General features: G+C 69.4%; 23 protein-coding genes. 15 read left to right on the plus strand and 8 right to left on the minus strand.

Going from position 1 to position 24,611, the window contains the following annotated elements; genetic code table 11:
- The first annotated feature begins 66 nt into the window (after positions 1 to 66).
- Positions 67 to 390 (plus strand): hypothetical protein, encoded by a 324-nt coding sequence (locus FB600_RS04800; protein WP_127837652.1) that lies wholly within the window; start codon positions 67 to 69, stop codon positions 388 to 390.
- A 116-nt stretch (positions 391 to 506) separates the two neighbouring features.
- Here FB600_RS04800 and FB600_RS04805 read toward each other — a convergent pair whose 3' ends face one another.
- Positions 507 to 1,808, minus strand: coding sequence for an EAL domain-containing protein (locus FB600_RS04805; protein ID WP_098154721.1), 1,302 nt, complete (start codon positions 1,806 to 1,808; stop codon positions 507 to 509).
- Positions 1,809 to 2,091: 283 nt separating this feature from the next.
- On the opposite strand from FB600_RS04805, the gene FB600_RS04810 reads away from it, so the two are divergent.
- A complete protein-coding gene (locus FB600_RS04810) occupies positions 2,092 to 3,765 on the plus strand; it encodes a Na+/H+ antiporter (RefSeq protein WP_047836619.1) in 1,674 nt (557 codons plus the stop codon).
- A gap of 76 nt (positions 3,766 to 3,841) precedes the next feature.
- On the opposite strand, the gene FB600_RS04815 is transcribed toward FB600_RS04810, so the two are convergent.
- Positions 3,842 to 7,420, minus strand: a complete 3,579-nt coding sequence (locus tag FB600_RS04815; protein ID WP_105821491.1) for an indolepyruvate ferredoxin oxidoreductase family protein — start codon at positions 7,418 to 7,420, stop codon at positions 3,842 to 3,844.
- Between the two features lie 219 nt (positions 7,421 to 7,639).
- Here FB600_RS04815 and FB600_RS04820 point away from each other — a divergent pair, with 219 nt between their 5' ends.
- Genes FB600_RS04820 through arsH form a run of 4 tightly spaced genes read left to right on the plus strand, consistent with a single transcriptional unit; the run spans position 7,640 to position 10,219 of the window.
- The gene (locus FB600_RS04820; protein ID WP_036037712.1) at positions 7,640 to 7,981 is read left to right on the plus strand and encodes an ArsR/SmtB family transcription factor; all 342 of its coding nucleotides are present in this window, start codon (positions 7,640 to 7,642) and stop codon (positions 7,979 to 7,981) included.
- Positions 7,982 to 7,992: 11 nt separating this feature from the next.
- Positions 7,993 to 9,060, plus strand: a complete 1,068-nt coding sequence (gene arsB, locus FB600_RS04825; RefSeq protein ID WP_046581819.1) for an ACR3 family arsenite efflux transporter — start codon at positions 7,993 to 7,995, stop codon at positions 9,058 to 9,060.
- An 18-nt stretch (positions 9,061 to 9,078) separates the two neighbouring features.
- Positions 9,079 to 9,510 (plus strand): arsenate reductase (glutaredoxin), encoded by a 432-nt coding sequence (gene arsC / locus FB600_RS04830; protein ID WP_105821493.1) that lies wholly within the window; start codon positions 9,079 to 9,081, stop codon positions 9,508 to 9,510.
- Positions 9,479 to 10,219: an arsenical resistance protein ArsH gene (gene arsH, locus FB600_RS04835; RefSeq protein ID WP_227743867.1), complete on the plus strand. Its 741-nt coding sequence runs from the start codon at positions 9,479 to 9,481 to the stop codon at positions 10,217 to 10,219. The genes arsC and arsH overlap by 32 nt, the downstream gene beginning before the upstream one ends.
- A gap of 85 nt (positions 10,220 to 10,304) precedes the next feature.
- On the opposite strand, the gene FB600_RS04840 is transcribed toward arsH, so the two are convergent.
- A complete protein-coding gene (locus FB600_RS04840; protein ID WP_145756318.1) occupies positions 10,305 to 11,324 on the minus strand; it encodes a sulfate ABC transporter substrate-binding protein in 1,020 nt (339 codons plus the stop codon).
- 462 nt (positions 11,325 to 11,786) lie between these two features.
- Between FB600_RS04840 and dapA the strand changes: the two genes are divergently transcribed.
- Entirely contained in the window at positions 11,787 to 12,677 is an 891-nt protein-coding gene (gene dapA, locus FB600_RS04845; RefSeq protein WP_145756319.1) for a 4-hydroxy-tetrahydrodipicolinate synthase, read from the plus strand.
- 101 nt (positions 12,678 to 12,778) lie between these two features.
- The gene (locus FB600_RS37630) at positions 12,779 to 13,171 is read left to right on the plus strand and encodes a hypothetical protein (protein ID WP_098153548.1); all 393 of its coding nucleotides are present in this window, start codon (positions 12,779 to 12,781) and stop codon (positions 13,169 to 13,171) included.
- Between the two features lie 61 nt (positions 13,172 to 13,232).
- Here the strand turns inward: FB600_RS37630 and FB600_RS04855 are convergent, their stop codons facing one another.
- On the minus strand, positions 13,233 to 13,871 hold the full coding sequence (locus FB600_RS04855) for an RBBP9/YdeN family alpha/beta hydrolase (protein WP_098181512.1): 639 nt from the start codon (positions 13,869 to 13,871) through the stop codon (positions 13,233 to 13,235).
- Positions 13,872 to 14,165: 294 nt separating this feature from the next.
- Between FB600_RS04855 and FB600_RS04860 the strand changes: the two genes are divergently transcribed.
- The 4 genes from FB600_RS04860 (at position 14,166) to FB600_RS04875 (ending at position 16,912) form a co-directional block, all read left to right on the plus strand.
- Complete coding sequence (locus tag FB600_RS04860; protein ID WP_013699566.1) at positions 14,166 to 15,122, plus strand: 2-hydroxyacid dehydrogenase; 957 nt, start codon at positions 14,166 to 14,168, stop codon at positions 15,120 to 15,122.
- Positions 15,123 to 15,222: 100 nt separating this feature from the next.
- Complete coding sequence (locus tag FB600_RS04865; RefSeq protein WP_060002768.1) at positions 15,223 to 16,149, plus strand: hydroxymethylglutaryl-CoA lyase; 927 nt, start codon at positions 15,223 to 15,225, stop codon at positions 16,147 to 16,149.
- A 35-nt stretch (positions 16,150 to 16,184) separates the two neighbouring features.
- The gene (locus FB600_RS04870; protein ID WP_036037702.1) at positions 16,185 to 16,691 is read left to right on the plus strand and encodes a YbaK/EbsC family protein; all 507 of its coding nucleotides are present in this window, start codon (positions 16,185 to 16,187) and stop codon (positions 16,689 to 16,691) included.
- Positions 16,688 to 16,912 (plus strand): DUF1289 domain-containing protein, encoded by a 225-nt coding sequence (locus FB600_RS04875; protein WP_145756320.1) that lies wholly within the window; start codon positions 16,688 to 16,690, stop codon positions 16,910 to 16,912. The genes FB600_RS04870 and FB600_RS04875 overlap by 4 nt, the downstream gene beginning before the upstream one ends.
- 117 nt (positions 16,913 to 17,029) lie before the next feature.
- On the opposite strand, the gene FB600_RS04880 is transcribed toward FB600_RS04875, so the two are convergent.
- Positions 17,030 to 17,962, minus strand: a complete 933-nt coding sequence (locus FB600_RS04880; RefSeq protein WP_145756321.1) for a LysR family transcriptional regulator — start codon at positions 17,960 to 17,962, stop codon at positions 17,030 to 17,032.
- Positions 17,963 to 18,122: 160 nt separating this feature from the next.
- On the opposite strand from FB600_RS04880, the gene FB600_RS04885 reads away from it, so the two are divergent.
- Both FB600_RS04885 and FB600_RS04890 read left to right on the plus strand, forming a co-directional pair.
- Entirely contained in the window at positions 18,123 to 18,863 is a 741-nt protein-coding gene (locus FB600_RS04885) for an SDR family oxidoreductase (RefSeq protein ID WP_046581829.1), read from the plus strand.
- Between the two features lie 53 nt (positions 18,864 to 18,916).
- Positions 18,917 to 19,816, plus strand: coding sequence for an SDR family oxidoreductase (locus FB600_RS04890; protein ID WP_096750101.1), 900 nt, complete (start codon positions 18,917 to 18,919; stop codon positions 19,814 to 19,816).
- Between the two features lie 253 nt (positions 19,817 to 20,069).
- Here FB600_RS04890 and FB600_RS04895 read toward each other — a convergent pair whose 3' ends face one another.
- Positions 20,070 to 20,969, minus strand: a complete 900-nt coding sequence (locus FB600_RS04895) for an alpha/beta fold hydrolase (RefSeq protein ID WP_013699573.1) — start codon at positions 20,967 to 20,969, stop codon at positions 20,070 to 20,072.
- A 275-nt stretch (positions 20,970 to 21,244) separates the two neighbouring features.
- On the opposite strand from FB600_RS04895, the gene FB600_RS04900 reads away from it, so the two are divergent.
- Positions 21,245 to 22,204, plus strand: coding sequence for an NAD(P)H-dependent flavin oxidoreductase (locus FB600_RS04900; protein WP_098153545.1), 960 nt, complete (start codon positions 21,245 to 21,247; stop codon positions 22,202 to 22,204).
- A gap of 107 nt (positions 22,205 to 22,311) precedes the next feature.
- On the opposite strand, the gene FB600_RS04905 is transcribed toward FB600_RS04900, so the two are convergent.
- Entirely contained in the window at positions 22,312 to 23,268 is a 957-nt protein-coding gene (locus FB600_RS04905) for a LysR family transcriptional regulator (protein WP_013699575.1), read from the minus strand.
- A 189-nt stretch (positions 23,269 to 23,457) separates the two neighbouring features.
- Positions 23,458 to 24,534, minus strand: coding sequence for a porin (locus tag FB600_RS04910; RefSeq protein WP_145756322.1), 1,077 nt, complete (start codon positions 24,532 to 24,534; stop codon positions 23,458 to 23,460).
- Positions 24,535 to 24,611 lie beyond the last annotated feature (77 nt).

Raw genomic sequence — 24,611 nt, forward strand, 5'->3', positions numbered from 1 at the left:
GTATCTCGTGACTCGCGGTTCATCCACGATGTAACGAGCGGCAACATTCAACACGCTCGAAACGTAATGAGCAAGCCTGTCTCGAACGCGCCGAATGGCACCCTGCATGGCACGACATTACGTTTTCTTTTCATCCCTCATGAGACCATCGGTCTCGCCTGCTCAGGCTTTTGGAGAATTTTTCCTAATTTTTCATTACTTGATTTGTCGATCGTAAATCTTTATTTAATGGTTTTATTTTCAAGATTTCCCGATTCGACATCGTCCCACCCATATCACTTACGGCGATTTTTGATCATTCCGACAGCATTCCTGGAAAACGATAGCGGAATTTTATTTCGCCTTTTCGTTTTCCTCGCCGTCGTTGTCGCCACCGTCAAACTTTCTTAATTTTTACAAAATACCTTCAATTTACGAGCAATCGTGTCACCCATCCTTGTCGCTCGGCCGCAACATCGGGTAAGACACGGTAACGCCCGCGCGCGAACGCGGGCGCATGCCCTGCCTCACACCACCCACTCCCCCTCCCGCCAGTCGATATCCCCGCACAGCACGCGCAGCGCATCGCCGACCCGGATCGCGATCGACAGCGTCACGCAGGGCAGCGCCTCGTTGATCGACAGGTAGGGCTTGGTCACGTGCACGCGCTGCGGTTCGGCGATCGCCGCGCGGAAATACGGGCGCCGCAGCCAGTTCGCGCCCTGCGCCTCCACCAGCGGCAGGAAGCGCGTCTCGTGCTGGGCGCGATCGGCGCGCAGCACCACGTTGCTGCCGGCCTGCCGCCCCTGGCCGTCGAGCAGGAAGCAGCGCGCCGCGTCGTCGAGCGCGAGGAAGTTCCAGCACACCTCGTCCATCGATTCGCCGGCCGCGAGCCGCTCGGCCGCGCGCTCGAAGGCACGCAGGTAGGGCGCGATACGCTGCGCGTCGCGCCGCTCGCGCGCCTCGGTCTGCAGGCGGTAGCGCTCGGTCAGCTCGCCGATGCAGGCCGAGGCCGTCACGCCGTCGGACAGCCCCGGCGCCGGCCGCCCGAAGAAATAGCCCTGCACGAAATCGGCCTCGCAGGCCAGCGCCACCTGCGCGTCGTGCTCGGTCTCGATGCCCTCGATCAGCACCAGCTTGCCGGCCTCGTGCAGCAGGGTGACCAGCCCGTGCAGGATCGCCAACTGCCCGCTGCGATGCTGGGCGTGCGAGAGCATGATGCGGTCGAGCTTGACGATGTCGGGATTGAGCTGCCAGATCCGCTCGATGTTCGAGTGCCCGGCGCCGAAATCGTCGAGCGCGATCAGGAAGCCGTGCTCGCGGAAATCGTGCACCGCGTCGGCCAGGCGTTCGAGGTCGTCGGCGCGCTGCTCCAGCACCTCCAGCACCACGCGGCGCGGCGAGATGTCGAGCCGCTTGAGGTTGGCCAGCAGCGCCGCGGCCTGGAACGGGTCGGTCAGCACGCCGGGATGCACGTTGAGGAACAGCCATTCGCGCTCGGCGCCGAGCAGCGAGAAATTCTCCAGGTGCAGGGCCTGGGCCAGCCGGTCGACCTGCATCGCCTCGCCGTGGCGCGCCGCCTCGCCGAACACGTCGAGCGGCGAGACCGGCCGATCCAGCGCGTCGTGCGCGCGCAGCAGGCCCTCGTAGCCGATCGCGCGCTGGTGCGAGAGGCTGAAGATCGGCTGGAACACGCTGGAGAGCGCCAGCTCGCGGTGGCTGGAGGCGACCCGCTCGAAACCCGAGGTGACCTCGCGCTCGAAGCGATAAGGCGAAGCCGCGCCGTGCGTCGACACCGGCGCCGGCCGTTCCTGCTGCATGGTCGTCATCATCATGCGGCGACCCTCCCGAATGCCGGCGCCGGACACGGCGCGCGACGCGTAATCGATCCGATCATCATTGCACCCTCGTTTCATTCCATCGTGTTATCAGTCAGCTACAAGCAAGCTTCGTGCTCACTGCGAGGATCGGCGAAAAAGCTTGCTGGTCGCGGCTTCTTGCCGGATCGCGGTGCCCTGTACGCACCGATTTGGTGCAACTCGGCACGACGCCCTTCGCCCGTGCGCGCTACACTCGCCCGGTCCGCCACCGTCAAGAGAGCCCCCCGTATCGATGGAAATCGTTTTCACCGTCCTCATCCTGTTGCTCGCCGTCGCGCTGTCCGGCATCGCGATCCGGCTGCTGCCCTGGCGCCCGCCCCTGCCGCTGGTGCAGATCGCGATCGGCTCCCTGCTCGCCTGGCCCAGGCTCGGCCTGCACGTGAGTTTCGATCCCGAGATCTTCATGCTGCTGTTCATCCCGCCGCTGCTGTTCGCCGACGGCTGGCGGATCCCCAAGCGCGAGCTCTACCTGCAGCGGCGCGCGATCCTGATGCTGGCCTTCGGGCTGGTGTTCATCACCGTGGTCGGCGTGGGTTATTTCGCGCACTGGCTGATCCCGGGCCTGCCGCTGCCCGTCGCCTTCGCGCTGGCCGCGGTGCTCTCGCCGACCGACGCGGTGGCGCTGTCGGGCATCGCCGGCAAGGGCCGGATTCCGGCGCAACTGACCCACATCCTCGAAGGCGAGGCGCTGATGAACGACGCCTCGGGCCTGGTCGCGCTGAAGTTCGCGATCGCCGCGGCGCTCACCGGCGTGTTCTCGCTGCGCGAGGCCTCGCTCAATTTCGTGATCGTCGCCTCGGGCGGGCTGGCGGTGGGCGCGCTGCTGGCCTGGCTGTTCAGCACGCTGTCGACGCGCTTCCTGAACGCGGCCCAGGAAGGCGATCCGGCGCCGGGCATCGTGATGACCCTGCTGATCCCGTTCGCCTCCTACCTGATCGCCGAGCACTTCGAACTGTCAGGCATCCTCTCGGCCGTGGCGGCCGGGATGATGATGAACTACACCAGCTTCTCGCGCAGCAGCACGGTGGCCGCGCGCGTGCGCGCCGAGAGCACCTGGTCGATGATCGAGTTCGTGTTCAACGGCATGGTGTTCATCATGCTGGGCCTGCAGATGCCGCAGATCATCGGCCGCGCGCTGCTGTCGGCGCATCACGAGAGCGATGCGCTGGTGGCGGCCATGATCGGCGACGTGCTGGCGATGATGGCCGCGCTCTACCTGATCCGCTTCGCCTGGGTCTGGCTGCTGCGCTGGTTCGCCAGCAAGCGCGCCGCGCGGCGCGGCATGACGGGCTCCTGGGCGGGCTTTCGCACCGTGGCGCTGATGACGGTGGGCGGCGTGCGCGGCGCCATCACGCTGGCCGGCGTGCTGTCGCTGCCGGTGGCGCTCGGCGACGGCACGCCGCTGGCCGGGCGCGACACGGCGATCTTCATCGCCTCGGGCGTGATCCTCGGCTCGCTGCTGGTGGCCGTGTTCGGCCTGCCGCTGCTGCTGCGCGGCCTGCGCACCACGCCGAACCCGCATGCGCACGAGGAACGCGCGGCACGCGCGGCCGCCGCCCAGGCCGCGATCCGCGCGATCGACGCGACCCATGACACGCTCACGGAAACGCTCGACGAAGCCGACGCGGCACGCTGCGCCGACCTGACCGCGCGCGTGATGGATCTCTACCGGCGCCGCCTGGTGAGCCTCGACGATGCCGACGACGCGGCCACGCTGCGCGCCGAGGCCAAGCAGGCCGAGAAGATGGAGCTGCAGATGAAGATCGCGGCGGTGCGCGCCGAACGCGCGGCGCTGTACCGGATGCGCGCCGAGCAGAAGATCAACGACGAGACGCTCGGCAAGCTGATGCGCGAGGTCGACCTGTCGGAGACGGCGCTGTCGACGCGCAAGAAAGGGCTGGTCTGAGGGCACGGGCCCGACGATCGACCGATCGGCGGGCAGGTGCGGCGGCGACGGCTCACGCCGGCCGCCGCCGCGCCGTTCACTTCGCTACCACCACCGGGATGCCGCGCAGCGCGCCGCCGCCCTTGATCGACTCGATGGCATGCGCGACCGCCGCGCTGGTGCTCGCCTCGACGCCGGCCGCGAGCGCCAGCGGCCGCTCGGCGCGCTTCATGGCCGCCACGCTGGCCAGCTTCACCGGCCCGTAACCGCGCACGCGGGCAGGTAGCCCCGCCAGCGCGGCCACCGCCTCGGCCACCTCGGCCGACCGCGACTGCAGCGCCGCGAAGGCGCGCGTCATCGTCACTTCGTAATCGTCGGCCAGCGCGCGCTCCATGCGCCGCTCCTCGGTGCGCCCGAACGGATCGAGCAGGCTGCCGCGCAGCGCGCGAAAGCGCGCGAGCATGCCGAGCACGGGCCACATCCAGCCGCCGAAGCTCTGCTTCCTCGGCCGCGCGCCGTCGCGGCTCCTGGCCGTGGTGGGCGGCGCCATGTGGAAGCGCAGGCGGTAGTCGCTGCCGGCGGTGCCCTCGAACTGCGCGGCCAGCGCCGCGCGGAAGCTGCCATCGCTATAGAGCCGCGCCACCTCGTATTCGTCCTTCACGGCCAGCAGGCGATAAAAGGTGGTCGCCACCGCCTCGGCCACGCGCTCGTCGCCAGTGGCGCGCGCGGCGCCGACCAGCGCGCGGTAACGCTCGACGTAGCGGCGCCCGCCATAGGCATCGAGCCGCCCGGCGCGATCCTCGACCAGCTCGTCGAGCGTGCGCGGCGCCGCCACCTGCGGCAGCGGATGCCGCGCGCTCCACAACGCGTCGAGCCCGGCCGGATCGGCGGCGGCCATGCGCCCGATCGCGAAGGCCAGCCGGTTGGCGGCCACCGCCACGCCGTTCAGCTCGATCGCGCGCATCAGCGCGGCCAGCGAGACCGGTACACGCCCCTGCTGCCAGGCGAAACCGAGCATCAGGATGTTCGCGCCGATGCTGTCGCCGAGGAACCTGGCGGCCAGCGCCTGGGCATCGCAGTCGCTCACGAAGTCCTCGCCGGCCGCGTGGCGCATCTTGTCGAGCAGCGCCTCGGCATGCAGGCTCGCGTCGGGGTCGCGCACGAAGGCGGCGTTCGGAATCCGGTGCGTGTTGACCACGATCCGCGTGCGCGCATGGCGCACCGTCTGCAGCGCCTCGGCGCTGGCGCCCACCACCATGTCGCAAGCCAGCAGCACGTCGGCCTGCTGCGTGTCGATGCGCACCTGGTTCAGCCATTCGTCGCGCGCGGCGATCCGCACGTAGGACAGCACCGAGCCGCCCTTCTGCGCGAAGCCCATGAAGTCGAGCACCGAGGCGCTCTTGCCTTCCAGGTGCGCGGCCATGCTGATCAGCGCGCCGACCGTCACCACGCCGGTGCCGCCCACGCCCGTCACCAGCATGTCGTAGGGCGCCGCGTCGAGCCGCGCGGCCGGCAGCGGCAGCGCCTCGACGCTCGCGGCCAGCGCGGCCTCGTCGAAGGCGATGCCGGCCGCCTTCTTCAGCGCCGCGCCCTCCACCGTCACGAAGCTCGGGCAGAAGCCGTTCACGCAGGAATAGTCCTTGTTGCAGGAGGATTGGTCGATGCGGCGCTTGCGGCCCAGCGGCGTCTCCACCGGCTCCACCGACAGGCAGTTCGACTGCACGCCGCAATCGCCGCAACCCTCGCAGACTGCCTCGTTGATGAAGGCGCGCCGCGCCGGGTCGGGATACTCGCCCTTCTTGCGGCGGCGACGCTTCTCGGCCGCGCAGGTCTGGTCGTAGATCAGCACCGTCACGCCGTCGGTGTCGCGCAGCTCGCGCTGCACGGCGTCGAGCTCGTCGCGGTGATGGAAGGTGGTGCCGCGCGGGAACTGGTCGCGATGGCCGTCGTATTTTTCCGGCTCGTCGGATACCACCACGAAGCGCGACACGCCCTCGGCCTCCACCTGCCGCGCGATCTGCGGCACCGACAGGCTGCCGTCGACGGGCTGGCCGCCCGTCATCGCCACCGCGTCGTTGTAGAGGATCTTGTAGGTGAGCGTGGCGCGCGCGGCCACCGCCTGGCGGATCGCCAGGATGCCTGAATGAAAGTAGGTGCCGTCGCCGAGATTCTGGAACACGTGGCGCGTGTTGGTGAACATCGCGTGCGCGGCCCAGTCGACACCCTCGCCGCCCATCTGGATCAGCCCGGTGGTGTCGCGCTCCATCCACGAGGCCATGAAGTGGCAGCCGATTCCCGCCTGCGCGATCGAGCCGTCGGGCACCTTGGTCGAGGTGTTGTGCGGGCAGCCCGAGCAGAAGTAGGGCGTGCGCTTCACCGCGTCGGCCTCGTTGGAGAGGATGTCCGGCGCGATCAGCTCGACCACGCGCTCGCGGCGGTCCAGCGCCGGGCGATGCCGCGCCAGCCAGTCGGCGAACACCGGCAGCACGCGCGAGGGCCGCAGCTCGCCGAGCGCCGAGAGCAGCGGCGCGCCCTGCGCGTCGTGCTTGCCGAGCACGCGCGGACGCGCGCCCTCGACGCGGTTGTAGAGATGGTCCTTGATCTGCTGCTCGATCACCGGGCCCTTCTCCTCGATCACCAGCACTTCCTCCAGCCCCTCGACGAAGCGCTCCAGCCGCGTGGTCTCGAGCGGGAAGGACAGGCCCACCTTGTAGATGCGCACGCCGGCCGCGTCGAGGTCGGCCACCGTCAGGTCGAGCCGCCGCAGCGCTTCCATCAGGTCGAGATGGGCCTTGCCGCAGGTCACGATGCCCACGCTCGCGCGCGGGCTCGGCGCCACCCAGCGGTCGATGCTGTTGTGCTTCGCGAAGTGGCGCACCGCGTCGAGCTTGGCCGCCAGCCGCGCCTCGATCGACAGGCTCGGCAGGTCGGGCCAGCGATTGTGCAGGCCGCCGGCCGGCGCGGCGAAGGCGGGCGGCTCGGGCCAATCGGTGACGAGCGCGTCGAGATCGACGGTCGAGCCCGATTCCACCGTCTCCGAGATCGCCTTGAAGCCGACCCAGGCGCCCGAGAAACGCGACAGCGCCCAGCCGTAGAGACCGAACTCCAGCATGTCGGCGATGTTGGAAGGATTCACCACCGGCATCTGCCAGCCGATCATCGAGAAATCGCTCTGGTGCGGCATCGAGGACGAGACGCAGCCGTGATCGTCGCCGGCCACCACCAGCACGCCGCCATGCGGGGAGGCGCCATAGGCGTTGCCGTGCTTGAGCGCGTCGCCGGCGCGATCGACGCCGGGGCCCTTGCCGTACCACATCGCGAACACGCCCTCGACGGTGCGCTCCGGGTCGGCCTCGACGCGCTGCGTGCCGAGCACCGCCGTGCCGCCCAGCTCCTCGTTGATGGCGGGCAGGAAGCGCACGCGGGCCGCGTCGAGCAGCTTCTTCGCCTTCCACATCTGCTGGTCGACCATGCCCAGCGGCGAGCCGCGGTAGCCGCTGACGAAACCGGCCGAGTCGATCGCGTGCGCGGCATCGCGCTCGCGCTGCATCAGCATCAGGCGCACCAGCGCCTGGGTGCCGGTCAGGAACACGCGACCGCGCGTGGCGGTGAGATTGTCGGCGAGGCGGTAGTCGGCGAGGGCGGGGGTGCCGTCCAGCGGCGGTCGGGCGGTCATGGGGCTTGTCTCCGGGGTTTGGGCTGCGGCTGTCTGTCGCTATCAGTTGGCACTATTTTTCGCCGCCATTAGAAGAATTGTTTTTCTGATCCTGCTCGGGATTTTTTGAATCGAGCAAGTTCCCTCGCCAATTTCACGAATTTCGAGAGAAATCTCGCGCATCTTGATCGACCGCAAATCTCCCTCGCTTCGTTTTTATATTTCAACTATTATCGAAACATGGAAACGAACCAAGCCGTCCGCGCCCTCGGGGCACTCGCCCAGGCATCCCGCCTGGGCATTTTTCGTCTGCTCGTCGAAGCCGGCCCCGTCGGCATGGCCGCCGGGCAGATCGCCGAGCAACTGGGCATCGCGCCCTCCTCGCTGTCGTTCCACATGAAGGAGCTGACGCACGCCGAACTGGTGACGGTCGAGCAGCGCGGCCGCTTCATGATCTACGCGGCCAACTATGCGCAGATGAACGCGCTGATGGGCTTCCTGACCGAGAACTGCTGCGCCGGCCAGGCCTGCGCGGCGACCGAGGCGCCCGCCTGCTGCCCGCCCTCTCCCCCTTCCTGCTGATCCCGCCCGCCATGTCCAGCTCACCCGTCACGGGGCGCGGCCCCGCCGCCGCGCCCGCCATCGGCCGCTTCGAACGCTACCTGAGCCTCTGGGTCGTGCTCTGCATCCTGGCCGGCATCGCGCTCGGCCGCCTGCTGCCCGGGCTGTTCGGGGCCGTTGGCGGCATGGAGCTGGCCCACGTCAACCTGCCGGTCGGCCTGCTGATCTGGGTGATGATCGTGCCGATGCTGATCAAGGTCGATTTCGGCGCCTTGTCGGGGCTGCGGCGCCACGCGCGCGGCATCGGCGTCACGCTGGCGGTCAACTGGCTGGTCAAGCCGTTCTCGATGGCCCTGCTGGGCTGGCTGTTCCTGCGGCAGTGCTTCGCCGCCTGGCTGCCCGCCGGGCAGCTCGACAGCTACCTGGCCGGCCTGATCCTGCTGGCCGCCGCGCCCTGCACCGCGATGGTGTTCGTGTGGAGCCGGCTGACCGGCGGCGACCCGCTGTTCACGCTGTCCCAGGTCGCGCTCAACGACGCGATCATGGTGTTCGCCTTCGCGCCGCTGGTGGGCCTGCTGCTCGGCGCGAGCGCGATCGCGGTGCCCTGGGCGACGCTGGGCGCCTCGGTGCTGCTCTACATCGTGCTGCCGGTGCTGCTGGCCCAGTTCGCCAGGAAGCGGCTGCTGGCGCGCGGCCCGGCGCGCTTCGAGGCGGCCCTGGCCGCGCTGGGGCCCTGGTCGATCGCCGCCCTGCTGGCCACCCTGGTGCTGCTGTTCGGCTTCCAGGGCGAGGCGATCCTGCGCCAGCCGCTGGTGATCGCGCTGCTCGCCGTGCCGATCCTGGTGCAGGTGCTGTTCAACGCGGGCCTCGCCTACTGGCTGAACCGCGCGCTCGGCGAGCGGCACGAGATCGCCGGCCCCTCGGCGCTGATCGGCGCCTCCAATTTCTTCGAACTGGCGGTCGCCACCGCCATCGGCCTGTTCGGCCTGCAATCGGGCGCCGCGCTCGCCACCGTGGTGGGCGTGCTGATCGAGGTGCCGGTGATGCTGCTGGTGGTGCGCGTCGTCAACCGCTCGCGCGCCTGGTACGAGCGCGCCTGACTTCCCAAGGAGAGCCTCATGAGCGAGGTCACCATCTATCACAACCCCGATTGCGGGACCTCGCGCAACACGCTCGCGATGATCCGCCACGCCGGCATCGAGCCGCGTATCGTCCACTACCTGCTCACGCCGCCCGATCGCGACACGCTGCTCGGGTTGATCGCGGCGATGGGCATCGCCCCTCGCGAATTGCTCCGCCGCAAGGACACGCCCTACGAGGCGCTCGGGCTCGATGATCCGGCCTGGCGCGACGAGCAGTTGATCGACTTCATGCTCGCGCATCCGATCCTGATCAACCGGCCGATCGTGGTCACGCCGCGCGGCACGCGGCTCTGCCGTCCTTCCGAGACGGTGCTCGAGCTGTTGCCGGCGGGCCCGCGAGGACCGTTCGCGAAGGAGGACGGCGAAGTGGTGATCGATGCGGAGGGCCGACGTGTCCGCCCCGCTTGATACCCTGCTGCCGCAATTGGACGCCGCCGCGTTTCGCGTGCCGGCGCTCGCCGAGCTGCTCGGCAAACCCGCGCCCGATCACGCGCCGCGTTTCCTGCTGCTGCACGGCTCATTGCGCGAACGCTCCTACAGCCGCCTGCTCGCGCAGGAAGCGGCGCGCCTGCTGAGCGCGATGGGCGGCGAGGTGCGGCTCTACGATCCGCATGGCCTGCCGCTGCCCGACGACGCGCCGGAAACGCATCCGAAGGTGGTCGAGCTGCGCGAGCTCGCGCAATGGTCGGAAGGCATGGTGTGGTGCTCGCCCGAGCGTCACGGCGCGATGACCGGCATCATGAAATCGCAGATCGACTGGATCCCCCTCGCGAGCGGCGCGATCCGCCCGACCCAGGGCAAGACGCTGGCGCTGATGCAGGTCAGCGGCGGCTCGCAGTCGTTCAATGCGCTCAATCAGATGCGCGTGCTCGGCCGCTGGATGCGCATGCTGACGATCCCGAACCAGTCCTCGGTGGCCAAGGCCTATCAGGAGTTCGACGAGGACGGCCGGATGAAGCCGTCTGCCTATTTCGACCGGGTGGTCGACGTGATGGAGGAGCTGATGAAGTTCACCCTGCTCACGCGCGGCGCCGGCAGCTATCTGGTGGATCGCTACAGCGAACGGCGCGAGCAGGCCGAGGCGCTGTCCAGGCGCATGAACCAGGCCAGCCTCTGAGCGATATTCCGGTCTGCCAACGAAAAAAGCGGGAACGCCTTCGCGTTCCCGCTTTTCCTTCGCGCGCCAGTCGCGAGCGCTGCGCTTACTTCCGGTCGACCACGATCCGGTCGAAGGTGCCGCCGTCGGCGAAATGCGTCTTCTGCACCTGGTCCCAGCTGCCGAACACCTGCTCGACGCTGAAGGTCTTGAGCGGCTTGAACTCGGCCGCGTGCTGCTTGAGCACGGCCGGATCGCGCGGGCGCAGGTGGTGCTGCGCGATGATCTCCTGCCCGGCCGGCGAATACAGGTAGTCGAGATAGGCCTGCGCCACCTTGCGCGTGCCCTTCTTGTCGACCACCTTGTCGACCAGCGCCACGGGCGGCTCGGCCAGGATGCTGCTGGACGGATAGACCGCGTCGAACTGCTGGCCCGAGCTGCCGCTGTCCATCAGCGCGACCTCGTTCTCGAAGGTCACCAGCACGTCGCCGATCTCGCGCTGCGTGAAGGTGGTGGTGGCGCCGCGCCCGCCCGCGTCGAGCACCGGCACGTTGCGGAAGATCGCCTTCTCGAACGCGAGCGCCTGCTCGTCGCTGGCGCCCTTGAGCTTCTGGTAGCCCCAGGCGGCCAGGTAGGCGTAGCGGCCGTTGCCCGAGGTCTTCGGGTTGGCGATCACCACCTGCACGCCGGACTTGGCCAGGTCGCTCCAATCGCGGATCTGCTTGGGATTGCCGTGGCGCACCAGGAACACCATGGTGGTCGAGTAGGGCGAGCTGTTGTCGGGCAGGCGCTTGCGCCAGTCCTTGGGCAGCAGCTGGCCACGCTCGGCGAGCAGGTCGATGTCGTTGGGCTGGTTCATGGTGACCACGTCGGCCTGCAGGCCTTGCAGCACCGACAGCGCCTGCGCGCTGGAGGCGCCGTGCGACTGGCGGATCGAGACGGTCTCGCCGGTCTTCTGCTTCCAGGCGGCGGCGAAACCGGCGTCGATATCCTTGTAGAGCTCGCGCGTCACGTCGTAGGACACGTTCAGCAACGCGGTGTCCGCGTGCGCGGCCGGCGCCGCAGCGACGATCGCCGCCGCCGCGCTCGCGATCAGCCAGCGGCCGATCCCTTGCTTCTGGTTCATCGAAACCCCTGTGTGGTTGGTCTGGTCGGCCTGTCAGCCGTTGGTAAACCTGATCGGCGATTGTAGCGAGGCGCATCGCGCGGCCCTAAGATTCAATCGTCCTTAGGTCACAACCAAAAGTCATTTGAAGGCGCGCTCGCCGCCGCGCGGGGCTGGCCGCCGGGCGCGGCGCGATGCTAAGATGGCCGCTCGTTTCCTCACGGTCCCGCCATGTCGCCCTTCGCGATTTCGCTCCTGTCGCCCTGCCAGCTTCGCGCCGCCTCGTCCGGGTCGGCCGCCGTGGCCGCGCGCGCAGCCGTGCTGAAACTGAAAAAACGACTTCTCGACTGACGGGGAGTCGCGTCCCGTCAGGCGTGAAGCCGGACGGGAATCCACCTGGGTCGCTCGACCCTGCCACTCCCCGGTCCGGCGCCCGCCGGCGGAACGTTCCCTCCATCACCACGTTCCCGACCGAGGTTTTGCATGTCCATCGATTTTTCCGGTATCTGGCTGCCGATCGTCACGCCCTTCGCGGGCGAGGCCGTCGATCACGACGCGCTCGCGCGGCTCGCCCGGCATTACGGCCAGGCCGGCATCGCCGGCTTCGTCGCCTGCGCGACCACCGGCGAGGGCGCCCTGCTCGACGCCGACGAGCAGGGCGCCGTGTTCGCCACGCTGCGCGCCGCCGTGCCGGCCGCGCCGATCGTGCTGGGGCTCTCGCACAGCGCGACGCGCGGCGCGGTGCAACGCGCGCGCGAGCTGGCCGCGCTCGCGCCCGACGGCCTGCTGGTCACGCCGCCCACCTATGTGCGGCCGACCCAGGACGGCATCCGCCGCCACTTCGAGGCGCTCGCGCAAGCCGCCGACCTGCCGCTGCTGGTCTACAACATCCCGTATCGCACCGGGGTGAACGTCGAGCTCGATACCTTGAAGGCACTGGCCGAGGACGCGCGGATCGCCGGCATCAAGGAATGCGGCGGCTCGATCGACCGGATGATGCGGCTCGTGCACGAGACGCCGCTGCGCGTGTTCTCCGGCGACGACAACCAGAACTTCGCGGCGCATTGCGTGGGCGCGCACGGCGCGATCGCGAGCTCGGCGCACCTGTTCCCGGCCCTGCACGTACGGGTGCGCGAGCGGATCCTGGCCGGCGAGCTGGCCGAGGCGCGGCGGCTCGCGGTGGCGCTGCAGCCGCTGGTGCAGGTGCTGTTCGAGGAACCGAACCCGGCGCCGGTGAAGGCCGCGCTGGCCGACGAGGGCTGGTGCGCGAACGCCTTGCGGCTGCCCTTCGTGCCGGCCGGCGAGGCGCGGGTGGAGAAGATGCGGCGCGTGATCGAGACGGTTCGGCGGACCGAGGCGGCGTTGACGGCCTGAGCCAGGCGGCGCGGCACGCTCGCGCCGGGCTTCACGCGCGCGTCGCACCGGCGGGCGATACTATGGCCCGCCCTCAACCGCCCGCGCCAAGGAGATCCGAGATGTTCCGAGCGGCTGCCCTGTCCGTCCTGTCGATCACGCTGATGCTGGCCGCCTGCAGCGACGATTCGCACCCGGCCCCGCCCGCCGATGCGGCCTCGTCGCCCTCGGCGAGCGGCGGCGAGGCCAGCGCGTTCAACGGCGGCGCCGCCTCCTCCGCGCCGGTACCGGCCTCGGGGCAACCGCCGCTGGCGCCGCCGGTGGTCCACTACCCGCCCGCGCAAGGCGCCTCGGAGGCCGAACCGCCACCCGGCGGCCCCGGCAACCCAGGCTCGGCGGTGCCGCCCGGCGGCGCGCCGAACGGCGATGCAAACGGCGACGCCGGCCCGCCCTCGGGCATCCCGCCCAGCCGCCTGCCCGATTCGGGCGCGGGCAATACGCGCTCGCGCGGCTGAAGCGCGCGAGGCACTTCGGGAATCGGCGGAACCGGCGTGTGACGGGCGGCGCGCGCGCCGCTCAGATCGCGAAGGCCGGCGCGCGCTGCGGCAGGCTCGGCGCGCGACGCTCGAGCCGCCCGCCTTCCTCGTCCTCGCGAAAGCGCTGCGGCGCCGCGCAATGGACCAGCGTATCGATGAAGTACTTGGCACGCGGCCAGGGCCCGAAGCCCGCCGCGGTATTGATATGGCCCGCGTCGCCGAGATTGACGAAGGCGCTGCCCAGATGGCGCGCCAGCTCGCGCGCGTCGGCCAGCGCCATCCAGGGATCGGTCTCGCTGCCGATCAGGATCGAGGGCACCGACAGGCGGCGCGCCTCGAAGCTGCCGGCGAAGGCGAACTTGGCCGGGCTGGCGGGCGCCACGAACAGCACGCCGGCCACGTCCGCGGCCAGGTCGCCGCGCAGCAGCGCGTGGGCCGCGGCCAGGCAGCCGAAGCTGTGCGCGGCCAGCACGAAGGGCCCGCGTTCGCGCGCCAGCGTATCGCGCACCGCATTGGCCCAGCGCGCCAGATGCGGTGCCTCCCAGTCGTCCTGCTCGATGCGCAGCGTGCGCGCGAACTGACGCTCCAGCCAGGACTGCCAGTGGGCGCCCTCGCTGCCATGCAGGCCGGGCACGGTCACGACACGCGGCGGCCACGCCGATTTGCTGCAGTTGGACATCGCATCTCCCTCGCTAGCGGTCGAACCCGGATCGATTGTCGGCCGCGTGCCGGGCCCGGCGAACCAATTTTTCCTGCTTAGCAATTTCGACGCTGCGGCGCCAGATCGCACGACGCCGTAGAATGGCCGTTTCCGCGCGACGGGGCCGGATTCCGATGTGGAATCCGATGTCGATTCCCGGCCACATGTGCGCGCGACACAAGACCGGGACGATCCCGGCGCCAGCCAGACAGCAGCCCCTTACCGTTTCGCGCGCCCGCCGCACCGGCGCGCCACGCAAGCCCGACGACGATCATGCAGATCCTGTTCCACTACATCAACGGTGATTTCGACGAATGGCAGCGCGAGCTGCGCGCGCGGCTGCCCGAAGCGACGCTGCGCGCCTGGCAGCCCGGCGACACGGCGCGCGCCGACTACGCGCTGGTGTGGCGCCCGCCCGCCGAGATGCTGGCGCCGCGCGAGGGCCTGAAGGCGGTGTTCAACCTCGGCGCCGGCGTCGACGCGCTGCTGGCCCTGGAGCGCGAGCGCCCCGGCACGCTGCCGGCCGGCGTGCCGCTGGTGCGGCTCGAGGACAGCGGCATGGCGCAGCAGATGATCGAGTACATCGCCTATGGCGCGCTGCGCTACCTGCGCCGCTTCGACGACTACGCCGCGCTGCAGCGCGAGCATCGCTGGCAGCGGCTCGACGCGCATGCGCGCCGCGACTTCGCGGTCGGCGTGCTCGGGCTCGGCGCGCTCGGCACCCCGGTGGCGCGCGCGCTGGCCGGGCTGGGCCTGACGGTGCGCGGCTTCAGCCGCGGCGCGAAATCGATCGAGGGCATCGCCTGCTTCCACGGCACGCCGCGCGCCGGCGATGCCGGCTTCGAGGCCTTCGCCGACGGCCTCAAGCTGCTGGTCAACCTGCTGCCGAGCACGCCCGATACCGAGGGCGTGCTCAACGCCGAGACCTTCCGGCGCCTCGCCCCGCACGCCTACCTGATCAACGTGGCGCGCGGCGCGCACCTGGTCGAGGCCGACCTGCTGGAGGCGCTCGCCGCCGGCCGCATCGAGGCGGCCCTGCTCGACGTGCTGCGCGAGGAACCGCTGCCGGCCGGCCATCCGTTCTGGAGCCATCCGCGCATCAGCATCACGCCGCACATCTCGGCCGATACCGAACGCGACAGCGCGCTCGCGCAGATCGCCGCGAAGATCCGCGCCTTCGAGCGCGGCGAACCGGTCGGCGGCATCGTCGACCTGGCGCGCGGCTACTGAGGGCCCGCCGAGCGCCCCGCATCACGATCCCCTGGTGCGCCACCGCCACCACCCCGCAACAAGGCGCCTACCCGCGCGCCGATGAACGATGGAGACAGCCATGACCTACCCCGCAGCCGTGAAGATCGTCGAGGTCGGACCGCGCGACGGCCTGCAGAACGAAAAGAGCTTCGTGCCGACCGAGACCAAGATCGCCCTGGTCGACCGGCTCTCGAAGGCCGGCTTCCGCAACGTCGAGGCGGCGTCCTTCGTCTCGCCGAAATGGGTGCCGCAGATGGCCGACGGCGCCGAGCTGATGGCCGGCATCGCGCGCCGCCCCGGCACGATCTACTCGGTGCTCACGCCCAACCTGAAGGGCCTGGAGAACGCGCTGGCCGCGCGCGCCGACGAGGTGGTGATCTTCGGCGCGGCCAGCGAGGCCTTCTCGCAGAAGAACATCAACTGCAGCATCGCCGAGAGCATCGCGCGCTTCGAGCCGGTGGCGCGCGCCGCCAAGGATGCCGGCGTGCGGCTGCGCGGCAGCATCTCCTGCTCGCTGGGCTGCCCCTACCAGGGCGAGGTGCCGGTGGCGGCGGTGATCGACGTGGTGGAGCGCTTCGCCGCGCTCGGCTGCGACGAGATCGACATCGCCGACACCATCGGTGTGGGCACCGCCGCGCGGACGCGCGCGCTGATGGCCGAGGTGGCGCGGGTGTTCCCGCGCGAGCGCCTGTCGGGCCACTTCCACGACACCTACGGGCAGGCGCTGGCCAACATCCACGCGGCCCTGCTCGAAGGCATCGAGATCTTCCACGCCTCGGTGGCGGGGCTCGGCGGCTGCCCCTATGCCAAGGGCGCGACCGGCAACGTCGCCACCGAGGACGTGCTGTACCTGATGCAGGGGCTCGGCATCGAGACCGGCATCGACCTGGGCGAGGTGGTCGAGGCGGGCGATTTCATCTCGCGCGCGATCGGCCGCGAGAACGCCTCGCGCGCGGGCCGCGCCCTGCTCGTCAAGCGCCGCGACGCGCAAGCGGCCTGCGCCTGAGCGCCGGCCATCCCATCCATTCACGCCGAACCGACATGCCTACCCCGACTCCGATCGACCAGCTTCCCGATTCCGCGCGCCGCGTCGCGCTGCTGCTGCGCGAGCGCGGCCACGAACACGGCGTGGTGATCCTCGACGAGACCGGCCGCACCTCGGCCGAAGCCGCCGCCGGCCTGGGCTGCCAAGTCGCGCAGATCGCCAAGTCGATCCTGTTTCGCCGCGCGAGCGACGGCGCGCCGGTGCTGGTGATCGCCAGCGGCGCGAACCGCGTCGACGAACGCAAGGTGGCCGCGCACGTGGGCGAGATCGGCCGCGCCGACGCCAAGTTCGTGCGCGACCACACCGGCTACGCGATCGGCGGCGTCTGCCCGATCGGCCATCTGGTCGAGCCGGTGACGCTGATCGACAAGGACCTGCTGGCCTTCGACAGCCTGTGGGCCGCGGCCGGTCATCCGCATGCGGTGTTCGAGCTGTCGCCGGAGGAGCTGGTGTCGCTCACGCGCGCGCCGGTGGTCGACGTCGCGCAACGCGGCGCCGCGTGAGCCTGCCTGCCGGGGCGACGGGCACGGCGGCGGCCGGCGTCGCCTCGCCCTGCACCGCGATCTGCCGGATCGAGCCCGCCACCGGCTGGTGCGCGGGCTGCGGGCGCACGCTGGAGGAGATCGCCGCCTGGCGCGATCTGGACGACGCGGGCAGGCGTGCGATCCTGGCGCGCATCGCGGCGAGCGGATTCGAGGGGCCGCCGGCCGACGCGCAGGGCTGAACGCCGCCTGGGTTCGCCGGCTGGCATCGCGTCCGAACCGCGTTTGAATTCCACCTGAATGTCGAGCGAACCCGCCCGGGTTCGCGGGGGCGCCCGTCACACTGCGCCCCGCCCCCCTCACATCCCCGGATCGCCGTCGAGCGCCGCCGCATCGCGCTGGCGGCGCGTGAACTCGTTCGCGGCCCAGTCGAGGAAGGCACGCACGCGCGGCGACAACTGCCGCCGATGCGGATAGAGCAGCCAGACCGGCATCGACGGCGGCGGCGTGCTCTCCAGCAGGGTGACGAGGCGGCCGCTGGCGAGATCGGCCTCGATATGGAAGCGCGGCATCTGCGAGATGCCGAGCCCGAGCAGGGTGCTGTCGAGATAGCTCTCGGGGCCCGTCACCGACAGCGTGTCGGGCAGCACCACGTGCCGCAGGTCCCCCTCGCTGACGAACTCCAGCGGCGTGATGCGCCCGGTCGACAAGGTGCGGATCCCCACCATCCGATGCGTGCCGGTCTCCAGCGCCTCGATGCTGTCGGGCCGCCCATGCGCCTCCAGGTAAGCCGGCGCGGCCACCGTCAGCCGCTCCAGCGTGGCGACCTTGCGCGCCACCAGTTCGGTGTCCTGCACGACGCCGTAGCGCAGCACGCAATCCACGCCCTCCTCGACCAGGTTGATGAAGCGGTCGCTCTCGCTCATCGTGATCTGCAGCTCGGGGAAACGCCTGAAGAATTCCGGCAGCGCCGGCAGCAGGAAGTGGCGCGCCAGCGTGCCCTGCACGTCGACCCTCAGCATGCCGCGCGGCTGCTTGCCGCCGAGCGCGGCCTCGGCCTCGTGCAGGTCGTCGAGGATCGACATGCAGCTGCGGTAATAGGCTTCGCCGTCCAGCGTGGGCGTGACGGTGCGCGTGGTTCGCTGCAGCAGCCGCACGCCGAGCCGGTCCTCCATCTGGCGGATCACCTGGGTCGCCGTCGAACGCGGGATGTCGGTGTCGTTGGCGGCGGCCGTGAAGCTGCGCCGCTCGACGATCCGCACGAAGAGCCGCATGGCATCGATGCTGTCCAAATCTGTCCCCGCTTGTCCGGTTCGATAGGTCGATCGCGCCGATCGATTGTTCGTGTTGATGGAATGGTGCGAGCGATTCTAACCGGATGATCAACGCGGCGCCGACGTCCATCATTCACTCAACGCCAGACACGGCGCAAACCCAACCAGGAGAAGGATCATGAGTGAATCGAACCGCAAAGTGGCCATCGTGACGGGCGCCTCGCGCGGCATCGGCGCGGCCATCGCCGAACGCCTCGCCCGCGACGGCGTCACCGTGCTCGTCAACTACCAGGGCAACGTCTCGGCCGCCGAGGCGCTGGTGCAGAAGATCACCCAGGCCGGCGGCCACGCCGTCACCGCGCAGGCCGACGTCAGCAACGCGGCGGCCGTCGCGCAGATGTTCCAGGCCGCCGAGACCGCCTTCGGCGGCGTCGACATCGTGGTCAACAACGCCGGGATCATGAAGCTCGCCAGCTTCGCCGACGCCGACGACGCGCTGTTCGACCAGACCATCGCGATCAACCTCAAGGGCGCCTTCAACACGCTGCGCGAGGCCGCGCGCCGGCTGCGCGACGGCGGGCGGATCGTCAACCTGTCGTCGAGCGTGGTCGGCCTGTACCAGCCGAACTACGGCGTCTACGCGGCCAGCAAGGCCGGCGTCGAGGCGATGACCCACGTGCTGGTCAAGGAACTGCGCGGGCGCAACATCACCGTCAACACCGTCGCGCCGGGGCCGACCGCCACCCGGTTGTTCCTCGACGGCAAGCCGCAGGAGCTGGTCGACCGGATCGCCGCGGCGGCTCCCCTCGAACGCCTGGGCACGCCGGAGGACATCGCCAACGCGGTGGCCATGCTGACCGGCCAGGACGGCGCCTGGATCAACGGTCAGACCATCCGCGTCAACGGCGGGATCATCTGAGCCCCCGCGCCTTCCATCGACGACGAACCCTCTCGCACGAACAGGACATCATCATGAACAAGACCATCCTCATCACCGGCGCCTCCAGCGGTTTCGGGCGCCTCGCCGCCGAGGCGATGGCCGCCTCGGGCCACACCGTCTATGCCTCGATGCGCGACATCGCCGGGCGCAACGCGCCGCAGGTGGCCAGCCTCGCCGAGCATGCGAAACGGCACGGCGTCGACCTGCGCAGCGTCGAGCTCGACGTGCAGTCGCAGGAATCGGTGGATCGCGCCGTCGAGCAGGTGATCGCCGAGACGGGCCGCATCGACGTGATCGTGCACAACGCCGGCCACATGGCCTTCGGCCCCGCCGAGGCCTTCACGCCGGAGCAGTACGCGCACCTGTACGACGTCAACGTGCTGAGCACGCAGCGCGTGAACCGGGCGGTGCTGCCGCATCTGCGCCGCCAGCGCGAGGGCCTGGTGATGTGGGTGTCGAGCAGCAGCGTGACGGGCGGCACGCCGCCCTACCTGTCGCCCTACTTCGCCGCCAAGGCCGCGATGGACACGGTGGCGGTGCTCTATGCGCGCGAGCTGAGCCGCTGGGGCATCGAGACCTCGATCATCGTGCCGGGCGCCTTCACCGCCGGCACCAACCACTTCGCGCATTCGGGGGTGCCGGCCGACAAGGCGGTCGAGGCCGAATACGAGGCCGGCCCCTATGCCGGCTACGGCGAGAAGATCCAGCAGGCCTTCGCCGCGATCGTGCCGGCCGACGCCGACGCGGGCCTGGTCGCCCGCGCGATGGCCGAGGTGGTCGACCTGCCCTTCGGCAAGCGCCCGTTCCGCGTGCATATCGACCCGAGCGAGGACGGCGCGGATGTCGGCTTCGCGGTGATCGACCGGCTGCGCAACGAGATGCTGCATCGGGTCGGGATGGGCGACCTGCTGGTGCCGCGGGCGCGTGCGTGAGGACGCATCGCGGACAAAATCGCGAACAAAAAAAAGCCGTTCAACCAAGAGTGTTGAACGGCGCTCAGAGTGGAATCCCGTTGACGTGATCAACGTTAAGCGCATCATACGAGCGCGCATTTTGCGTCGCATCGGGAGTTTCCCTACAGATCGAAATCTGCGCGGAAAACCCCGTTCGAGCATCGCCTTCCCGGCTTTTCGAAACGGCCGACACGTCACGAAAAGTCACGAAAACGACATCTCGCGAGCCGCCTCAGGCCGCCATCTCCCCCGCCTCGAAGAACGACAGGATCTCGTCGAGCAGCGCCTCGGGCGCCTCCTCCGGAATATAGTGCCCGCAGTCGAGCGCGCGGCCGCTGACGTCGCGCGCCACCGCCCGCCATTCCTCCAGCGGATCGAAGCAGCGCGCCACCACGCCCTCGGCGCCCCACAGCACGCGCAGCGGGCAGGCCAGCTTGGTGCCGCGCTCGAGATCGGCGCGGTCGTGCTCGAGATCGATGGTGGCCGAGGCGCGGTAGTCCTCGCACATCGCGTGCACCGCGCCGGGCTGGCGCAGCGCATGGCGATAGGCCTCGAGCGCCTCGGGCGCGAACGGCGCGAGGCCCGCCGAGCGGCCGCCCATCACGCGCTCGACATAGACGTCGGGATTCGCGCCGATCAGCGTCTCGGGCAGCGGCGCCGGCTGGATCAGGAAGAACCAGTGGAAGTAGGCGGTGGCGAAGGCGCGGTCGGTCTTCTCGTACATCGCCAGGGTGGGGGCGATGTCGAGCAGCATCATGCGCTCGACCGCGTCGCCGTGATCGAGCGCCAGCCGATGCGCGACGCGCGCGCCGCGATCGTGCGCGCAGACGCAGAAGCGCTCGTGGCCGAAGTGGCGCATCACGGCCAACTGGTCGGCGGCCATCGCGCGTTTCGAATAATTGGCGTGATCGGGCTCGCCCGGCGGCTTGGCCGAGGCGCCGTAGCCGCGCAGGTCGGTGGCGATCACGCTGAAGTGCCGCGCCAAGGCGCCTGCCACGCGATGCCAGATGCGGTGGGTCTGGGGATGGCCGTGCAGCAGCAGCAGCGGCGGTCCCGCGCCTCCCTTGACGCCGAAGATCTCGACGTCCTGCGCTGTCGTCACGGAGAACGGCACGAACTCGTCTAGCGACATGGCGATGTCTCACTGGTGGAATAGTTGTAGCCGCCATTGTAGGAGCCGGCCCCGCGCCGCCAAGCCGTGACGGGGCGCAAACCCTAGAAGCGAGGATTCATTCGATACGAACGTTCGGCTCGTGGTTCTACAATCGCACGACCGTTCGTATTAATATGCGACGACTGGCCCGCGCCGTCCCGGCCGGTCCGCGACGCGCGCGGCGCGCCGCCTCGCTACACTCATGTGGCCGCCCGCGCCTCGCGCGGGCCCAGACAGATCCAGGAGACTTCGCCATGGCCTTGCCCGCCGTCCTTCAGCGCCTGTCGCTGCCCGTCATCGCCTCGCCGATGTTCATCGTCAGTTACCCCGAGCTGGTGCTCGCGCAGTGCAAGGCGGGCATCGTCGGCTCGTTCCCGGCGCTCAACGCGCGCCCCGCCGAGCTGCTCGACAGTTGGCTCACGCAGATCGAGGACGAGCTGGCCGCGCATCGCGAACGGCATCCGGAGGCGGTGGTCGGCCCGATCGCGGTAAACCAGATCGTCCACCAGTCGAACGTGCGGCTCGAGCACGACGTGCGCGTGTGCGTCGAGCACAAGGTGCCGATCTTCATCACCAGCCTGCGCGCGCCGGCGCCCGAGATCGTGCAGGCGGTGCACGGCTACGGCGGCATCGTGCTGCACGACGTGATCAACCTGCGCCATGCCGAGAAGGCCCTGGAGGCCGGCGTGGACGGCCTGATCCTGGTGGCGGCCGGCGCCGGCGGCCATGCCGGCACCACCTCGCCGTTCGCGCTGGTGGGCGAGGTGCGCAAGCGTTTCGACGGCCCGATCGTGCTGTCGGGCTCGATCGCCAACGGCGGCTCGATCCTGGCCGCGCAGGCGATGGGCGCCGACCTGGCCTACATGGGCACGCGCTTCATCGCCACCCGCGAGGCGCACGCGGTGGAGAGCTACAAGCAGGCGATCGTCAACGCGAAATCGGCCGACATCATCTACACCAACCTGTTTACCGGCGTGCACGGCAACTACATCCGCGAGAGCATCGTCAACGCGGGGCTCGACCCGGACGCGCTGCCCGAGGCCGACAAGTCGAAGATGAACTTCGGCTCCGACAAGGCCAAGGCCTGGAAGGACATCTGGGGCGCGGGCCAGGGCGTAGGCCTGATGGACGACGTGCCGAGCGTGGCCGAGCTGGTGGCACGCCTCACGCGTGAATACGACGAGGCGCGCGCGCGGCTCGGGATCCGCGCCTGAGCGTGCGAGCATCGCGGCGCGCCGCATCGCGCGGCGCGGCCCTGCAGGCACCCAACGAAAACGCCGACGCGAGGTCGGCGTTTTTCATGGTCGAGCGCAAACGCGCTTCAGCGCATCGCGAGGCGCTTCACCTTCGGCGCGGCCGCCTCCTTCACCCAGGCGTCGATCGAAGGACACAGCGCCTGGCCGGAGAAGCGGTCGGCGAGGAAGTCGACGAACGAGCGCACCTTGGCCGAGACGTGGCGGCGGCTCGCGTAGACGGCATAGATCGGCAGTTCGCGCGGCGGCATCACGTCGAGCAGCAGCGGCACCAGGCGGCCGGCCTCGATGTCGTCGCCCACCACCTCGGTGCCGAGCATGGCGATGCCGCTGCCGCTCAGCACGGCCACGCGCAGCGCCTCCAGATGGTTGACGATCAGGTTGCCCGACAGCGTCACGCGCGAATCGAAGGCCTGCGCGTCGATCGAGCTCGAGCCCGCGTCGCGGCGCAGGTAGTTGTGCTGCTCGAGATCGGCCAGCGTGGCCGGCGTGCCGTGTTCCTCGAGGTAGGCGGGCGAGGCGACCAGCAGGATATGCGCGGTCGCGATCTGGCGCGCCACCAGCGAGGAGGACTTCAGCCCGAACGGCGCGGCGCGCACCGCCACGTCGTAACCCTCGTCGATCAGCTCGACCACGCGGTCCGACAGCGTGATCTCGACGGTCACGTCGGCGTAGCGCGCCGCGTAGTCGGTGACGGCGTTCATCACGTGCCGCAGCCCGAAGGCCGACAGCGAGGTGACCCGCAGGCGCCCCTGCGGCACGATGCTGGCCGCGCCGACGGCCTGGCCCGCCTCGTCGAGTTCGGTCAGCGCCTGCACCAGGCGCTCGTAGTATTCGCGTCCCGCCTCGGTGGGCGCGACCCGACGCGTGGTCCGATGCAGCAGCCGCGCGCCGAGCGTCTGCTCGAGGTGCATCACATGCTTGCTCGCCATCGCCGCGGACATCTGCATGCGCTCCGCCGCGCCGACGAAGCTGCCGACTTCGACGACATAGCGGAACACATTCATGCTGACGAGGGTATCCATGCCAAACGCTCGCGTTTCAGTTTCAGTTGATCAGTCGATTGCACAATTGCAAAGAACTGTAACAAAGGCTGCGAAACCAAAACGTCAACAAAGGCAAAACGTCGGTTTTTCATCGATATTCGGCGCGGATCAGCCGGTAAACAACATGCATTTCAAGATGCGTGTTGCGTACGCTCATATGACATGCGATCAGAATTTCACGCGCATGCCACCGCCTGCCGTGTAGCCGCTCGATTGGTTCGACAGGTGATCGTACATGTAGGCGACGTAGAGATCGGTGCGCTTGGACAGCGGATAGTCGTAGCCGAGCGCCCAGGTCTGATGCGTCTGGTCGAGGCCGCCGGCATCGCGCGAATAGGCGTAGGAGGCCATCGCGCTGCCCGCGCCGAGCGGCACCGACATGCCGCCCTGGGCGGTGTTGATGTGCCAGCTGCCGCTTTGCGCGTCGTTCCTCGTGTACATGTACTGGCCGTAGAGCTTCAGGAAACGCAGGTCGTAGCTGATGCCGAACTGCGCCACGCCCTGGCTCTTCATGCCGGCCACCAGGCTGCCGAGATCGCCCGGATCGTTGTTGAAGTTCACGTATTGATAGACGGCGGTGGCGGCCAGCGGGCCGTGGAAATACTGCATCTGGCCACTCCACTTCTTCGCGCCGTTGCCGCCCGACTGGTTGCCGAGCGCGTACATCGCGCTGGCGCTGAAGCCGTTGAAATCGGGCGTGGTATACGACACCGCGTTGTTCCAGCCCGAATCGCCCACCACGCCCTGGTCCGTCGTGTAGGTGGGGAAGGTGCCCAGGCCGAGGAACACGTGATAGACCATCGGCGAGAATTCATACGAGTCGATCAGCGGATTGAACAGGATCGTCGAGATGAACAGATGCGTGGTCAGGCGCCCCGCCAGCACCGTGCCGTAGGGCGTCTCGAGCCCGACGTAGGAATTGCGCGCGAAGAAGGTGTCGCCGTCGAAGCGGCCGAACTTGCCGCTTTGCGGACGGAAGAAGTCCTCGACCGTGAACAGCGCGCGGTAGCCGCCGCCCAGGTCCTCGGTGCCGCGCAAGCCCCAGTACGAGGTCGACATGCCGCCGCCCTGCACGCCGACCGCGGTCTGGTTGCCGGGGAATTTCTGCGCGCCGATCCAGGCGTCGACCTGGCCGTAGAGCTGCAGGCTCGATTGCGCGTGAACGGGCGTCGTGGCGACGGCGCAGGCCGCGAACGCGGCGCAGGCGAAAGCACCGGAGCTGGCCCGGCGAGCAAAAGACTTCATGAGATCTCCGAATCAATTCGTTGGGAATCGACGCGCTTGTGGTTGTTCGGGCTGCGCGCGCACGAGTGGGACCCGTC

Origin of the sequence: Burkholderia sp. SJZ089 (assembly GCF_007828315.1) — a bacterium.
Taxonomy (GTDB): Bacteria; Pseudomonadota; Gammaproteobacteria; order Burkholderiales; family Burkholderiaceae; genus Burkholderia; species Burkholderia gladioli.

Coding starts and splice junctions, on each gene's coding strand:
- FB600_RS04840 (WP_145756318.1), bottom strand. CDS start 11,324: ATGAACCAGAAGCAAGGGATCGGCCGCTGGCTGATCGCGAGCGCGGCG.
- FB600_RS04855 (WP_098181512.1), bottom strand. CDS start 13,871: ATGTCCAACTGCAGCAAATCGGCGTGGCCGCCGCGTGTCGTGACCGTG.
- arsC (WP_105821493.1), top strand. CDS start 9,079: ATGAGCGAGGTCACCATCTATCACAACCCCGATTGCGGGACCTCGCGC.
- arsH (WP_227743867.1), top strand. CDS start 9,479: ATGCGGAGGGCCGACGTGTCCGCCCCGCTTGATACCCTGCTGCCGCAA.
- arsB (WP_046581819.1), top strand. CDS start 7,993: ATGTCCAGCTCACCCGTCACGGGGCGCGGCCCCGCCGCCGCGCCCGCC.
- FB600_RS04865 (WP_060002768.1), top strand. CDS start 15,223: ATGACCTACCCCGCAGCCGTGAAGATCGTCGAGGTCGGACCGCGCGAC.
- FB600_RS04815 (WP_105821491.1), bottom strand. CDS start 7,420: ATGACCGCCCGACCGCCGCTGGACGGCACCCCCGCCCTCGCCGACTAC.
- dapA (WP_145756319.1), top strand. CDS start 11,787: ATGTCCATCGATTTTTCCGGTATCTGGCTGCCGATCGTCACGCCCTTC.
- FB600_RS04805 (WP_098154721.1), bottom strand. CDS start 1,808: ATGACGACCATGCAGCAGGAACGGCCGGCGCCGGTGTCGACGCACGGC.
- FB600_RS04820 (WP_036037712.1), top strand. CDS start 7,640: ATGGAAACGAACCAAGCCGTCCGCGCCCTCGGGGCACTCGCCCAGGCA.
- FB600_RS04885 (WP_046581829.1), top strand. CDS start 18,123: ATGAGTGAATCGAACCGCAAAGTGGCCATCGTGACGGGCGCCTCGCGC.
- FB600_RS04870 (WP_036037702.1), top strand. CDS start 16,185: ATGCCTACCCCGACTCCGATCGACCAGCTTCCCGATTCCGCGCGCCGC.
- FB600_RS04910 (WP_145756322.1), bottom strand. CDS start 24,534: ATGAAGTCTTTTGCTCGCCGGGCCAGCTCCGGTGCTTTCGCCTGCGCC.
- FB600_RS04860 (WP_013699566.1), top strand. CDS start 14,166: ATGCAGATCCTGTTCCACTACATCAACGGTGATTTCGACGAATGGCAG.
- FB600_RS04800 (WP_127837652.1), top strand. CDS start 67: ATGAGCAAGCCTGTCTCGAACGCGCCGAATGGCACCCTGCATGGCACG.
- FB600_RS04900 (WP_098153545.1), top strand. CDS start 21,245: ATGGCCTTGCCCGCCGTCCTTCAGCGCCTGTCGCTGCCCGTCATCGCC.
- FB600_RS04810 (WP_047836619.1), top strand. CDS start 2,092: ATGGAAATCGTTTTCACCGTCCTCATCCTGTTGCTCGCCGTCGCGCTG.
- FB600_RS37630 (WP_098153548.1), top strand. CDS start 12,779: ATGTTCCGAGCGGCTGCCCTGTCCGTCCTGTCGATCACGCTGATGCTG.
- FB600_RS04905 (WP_013699575.1), bottom strand. CDS start 23,268: ATGGATACCCTCGTCAGCATGAATGTGTTCCGCTATGTCGTCGAAGTC.
- FB600_RS04895 (WP_013699573.1), bottom strand. CDS start 20,969: ATGTCGCTAGACGAGTTCGTGCCGTTCTCCGTGACGACAGCGCAGGAC.
- FB600_RS04890 (WP_096750101.1), top strand. CDS start 18,917: ATGAACAAGACCATCCTCATCACCGGCGCCTCCAGCGGTTTCGGGCGC.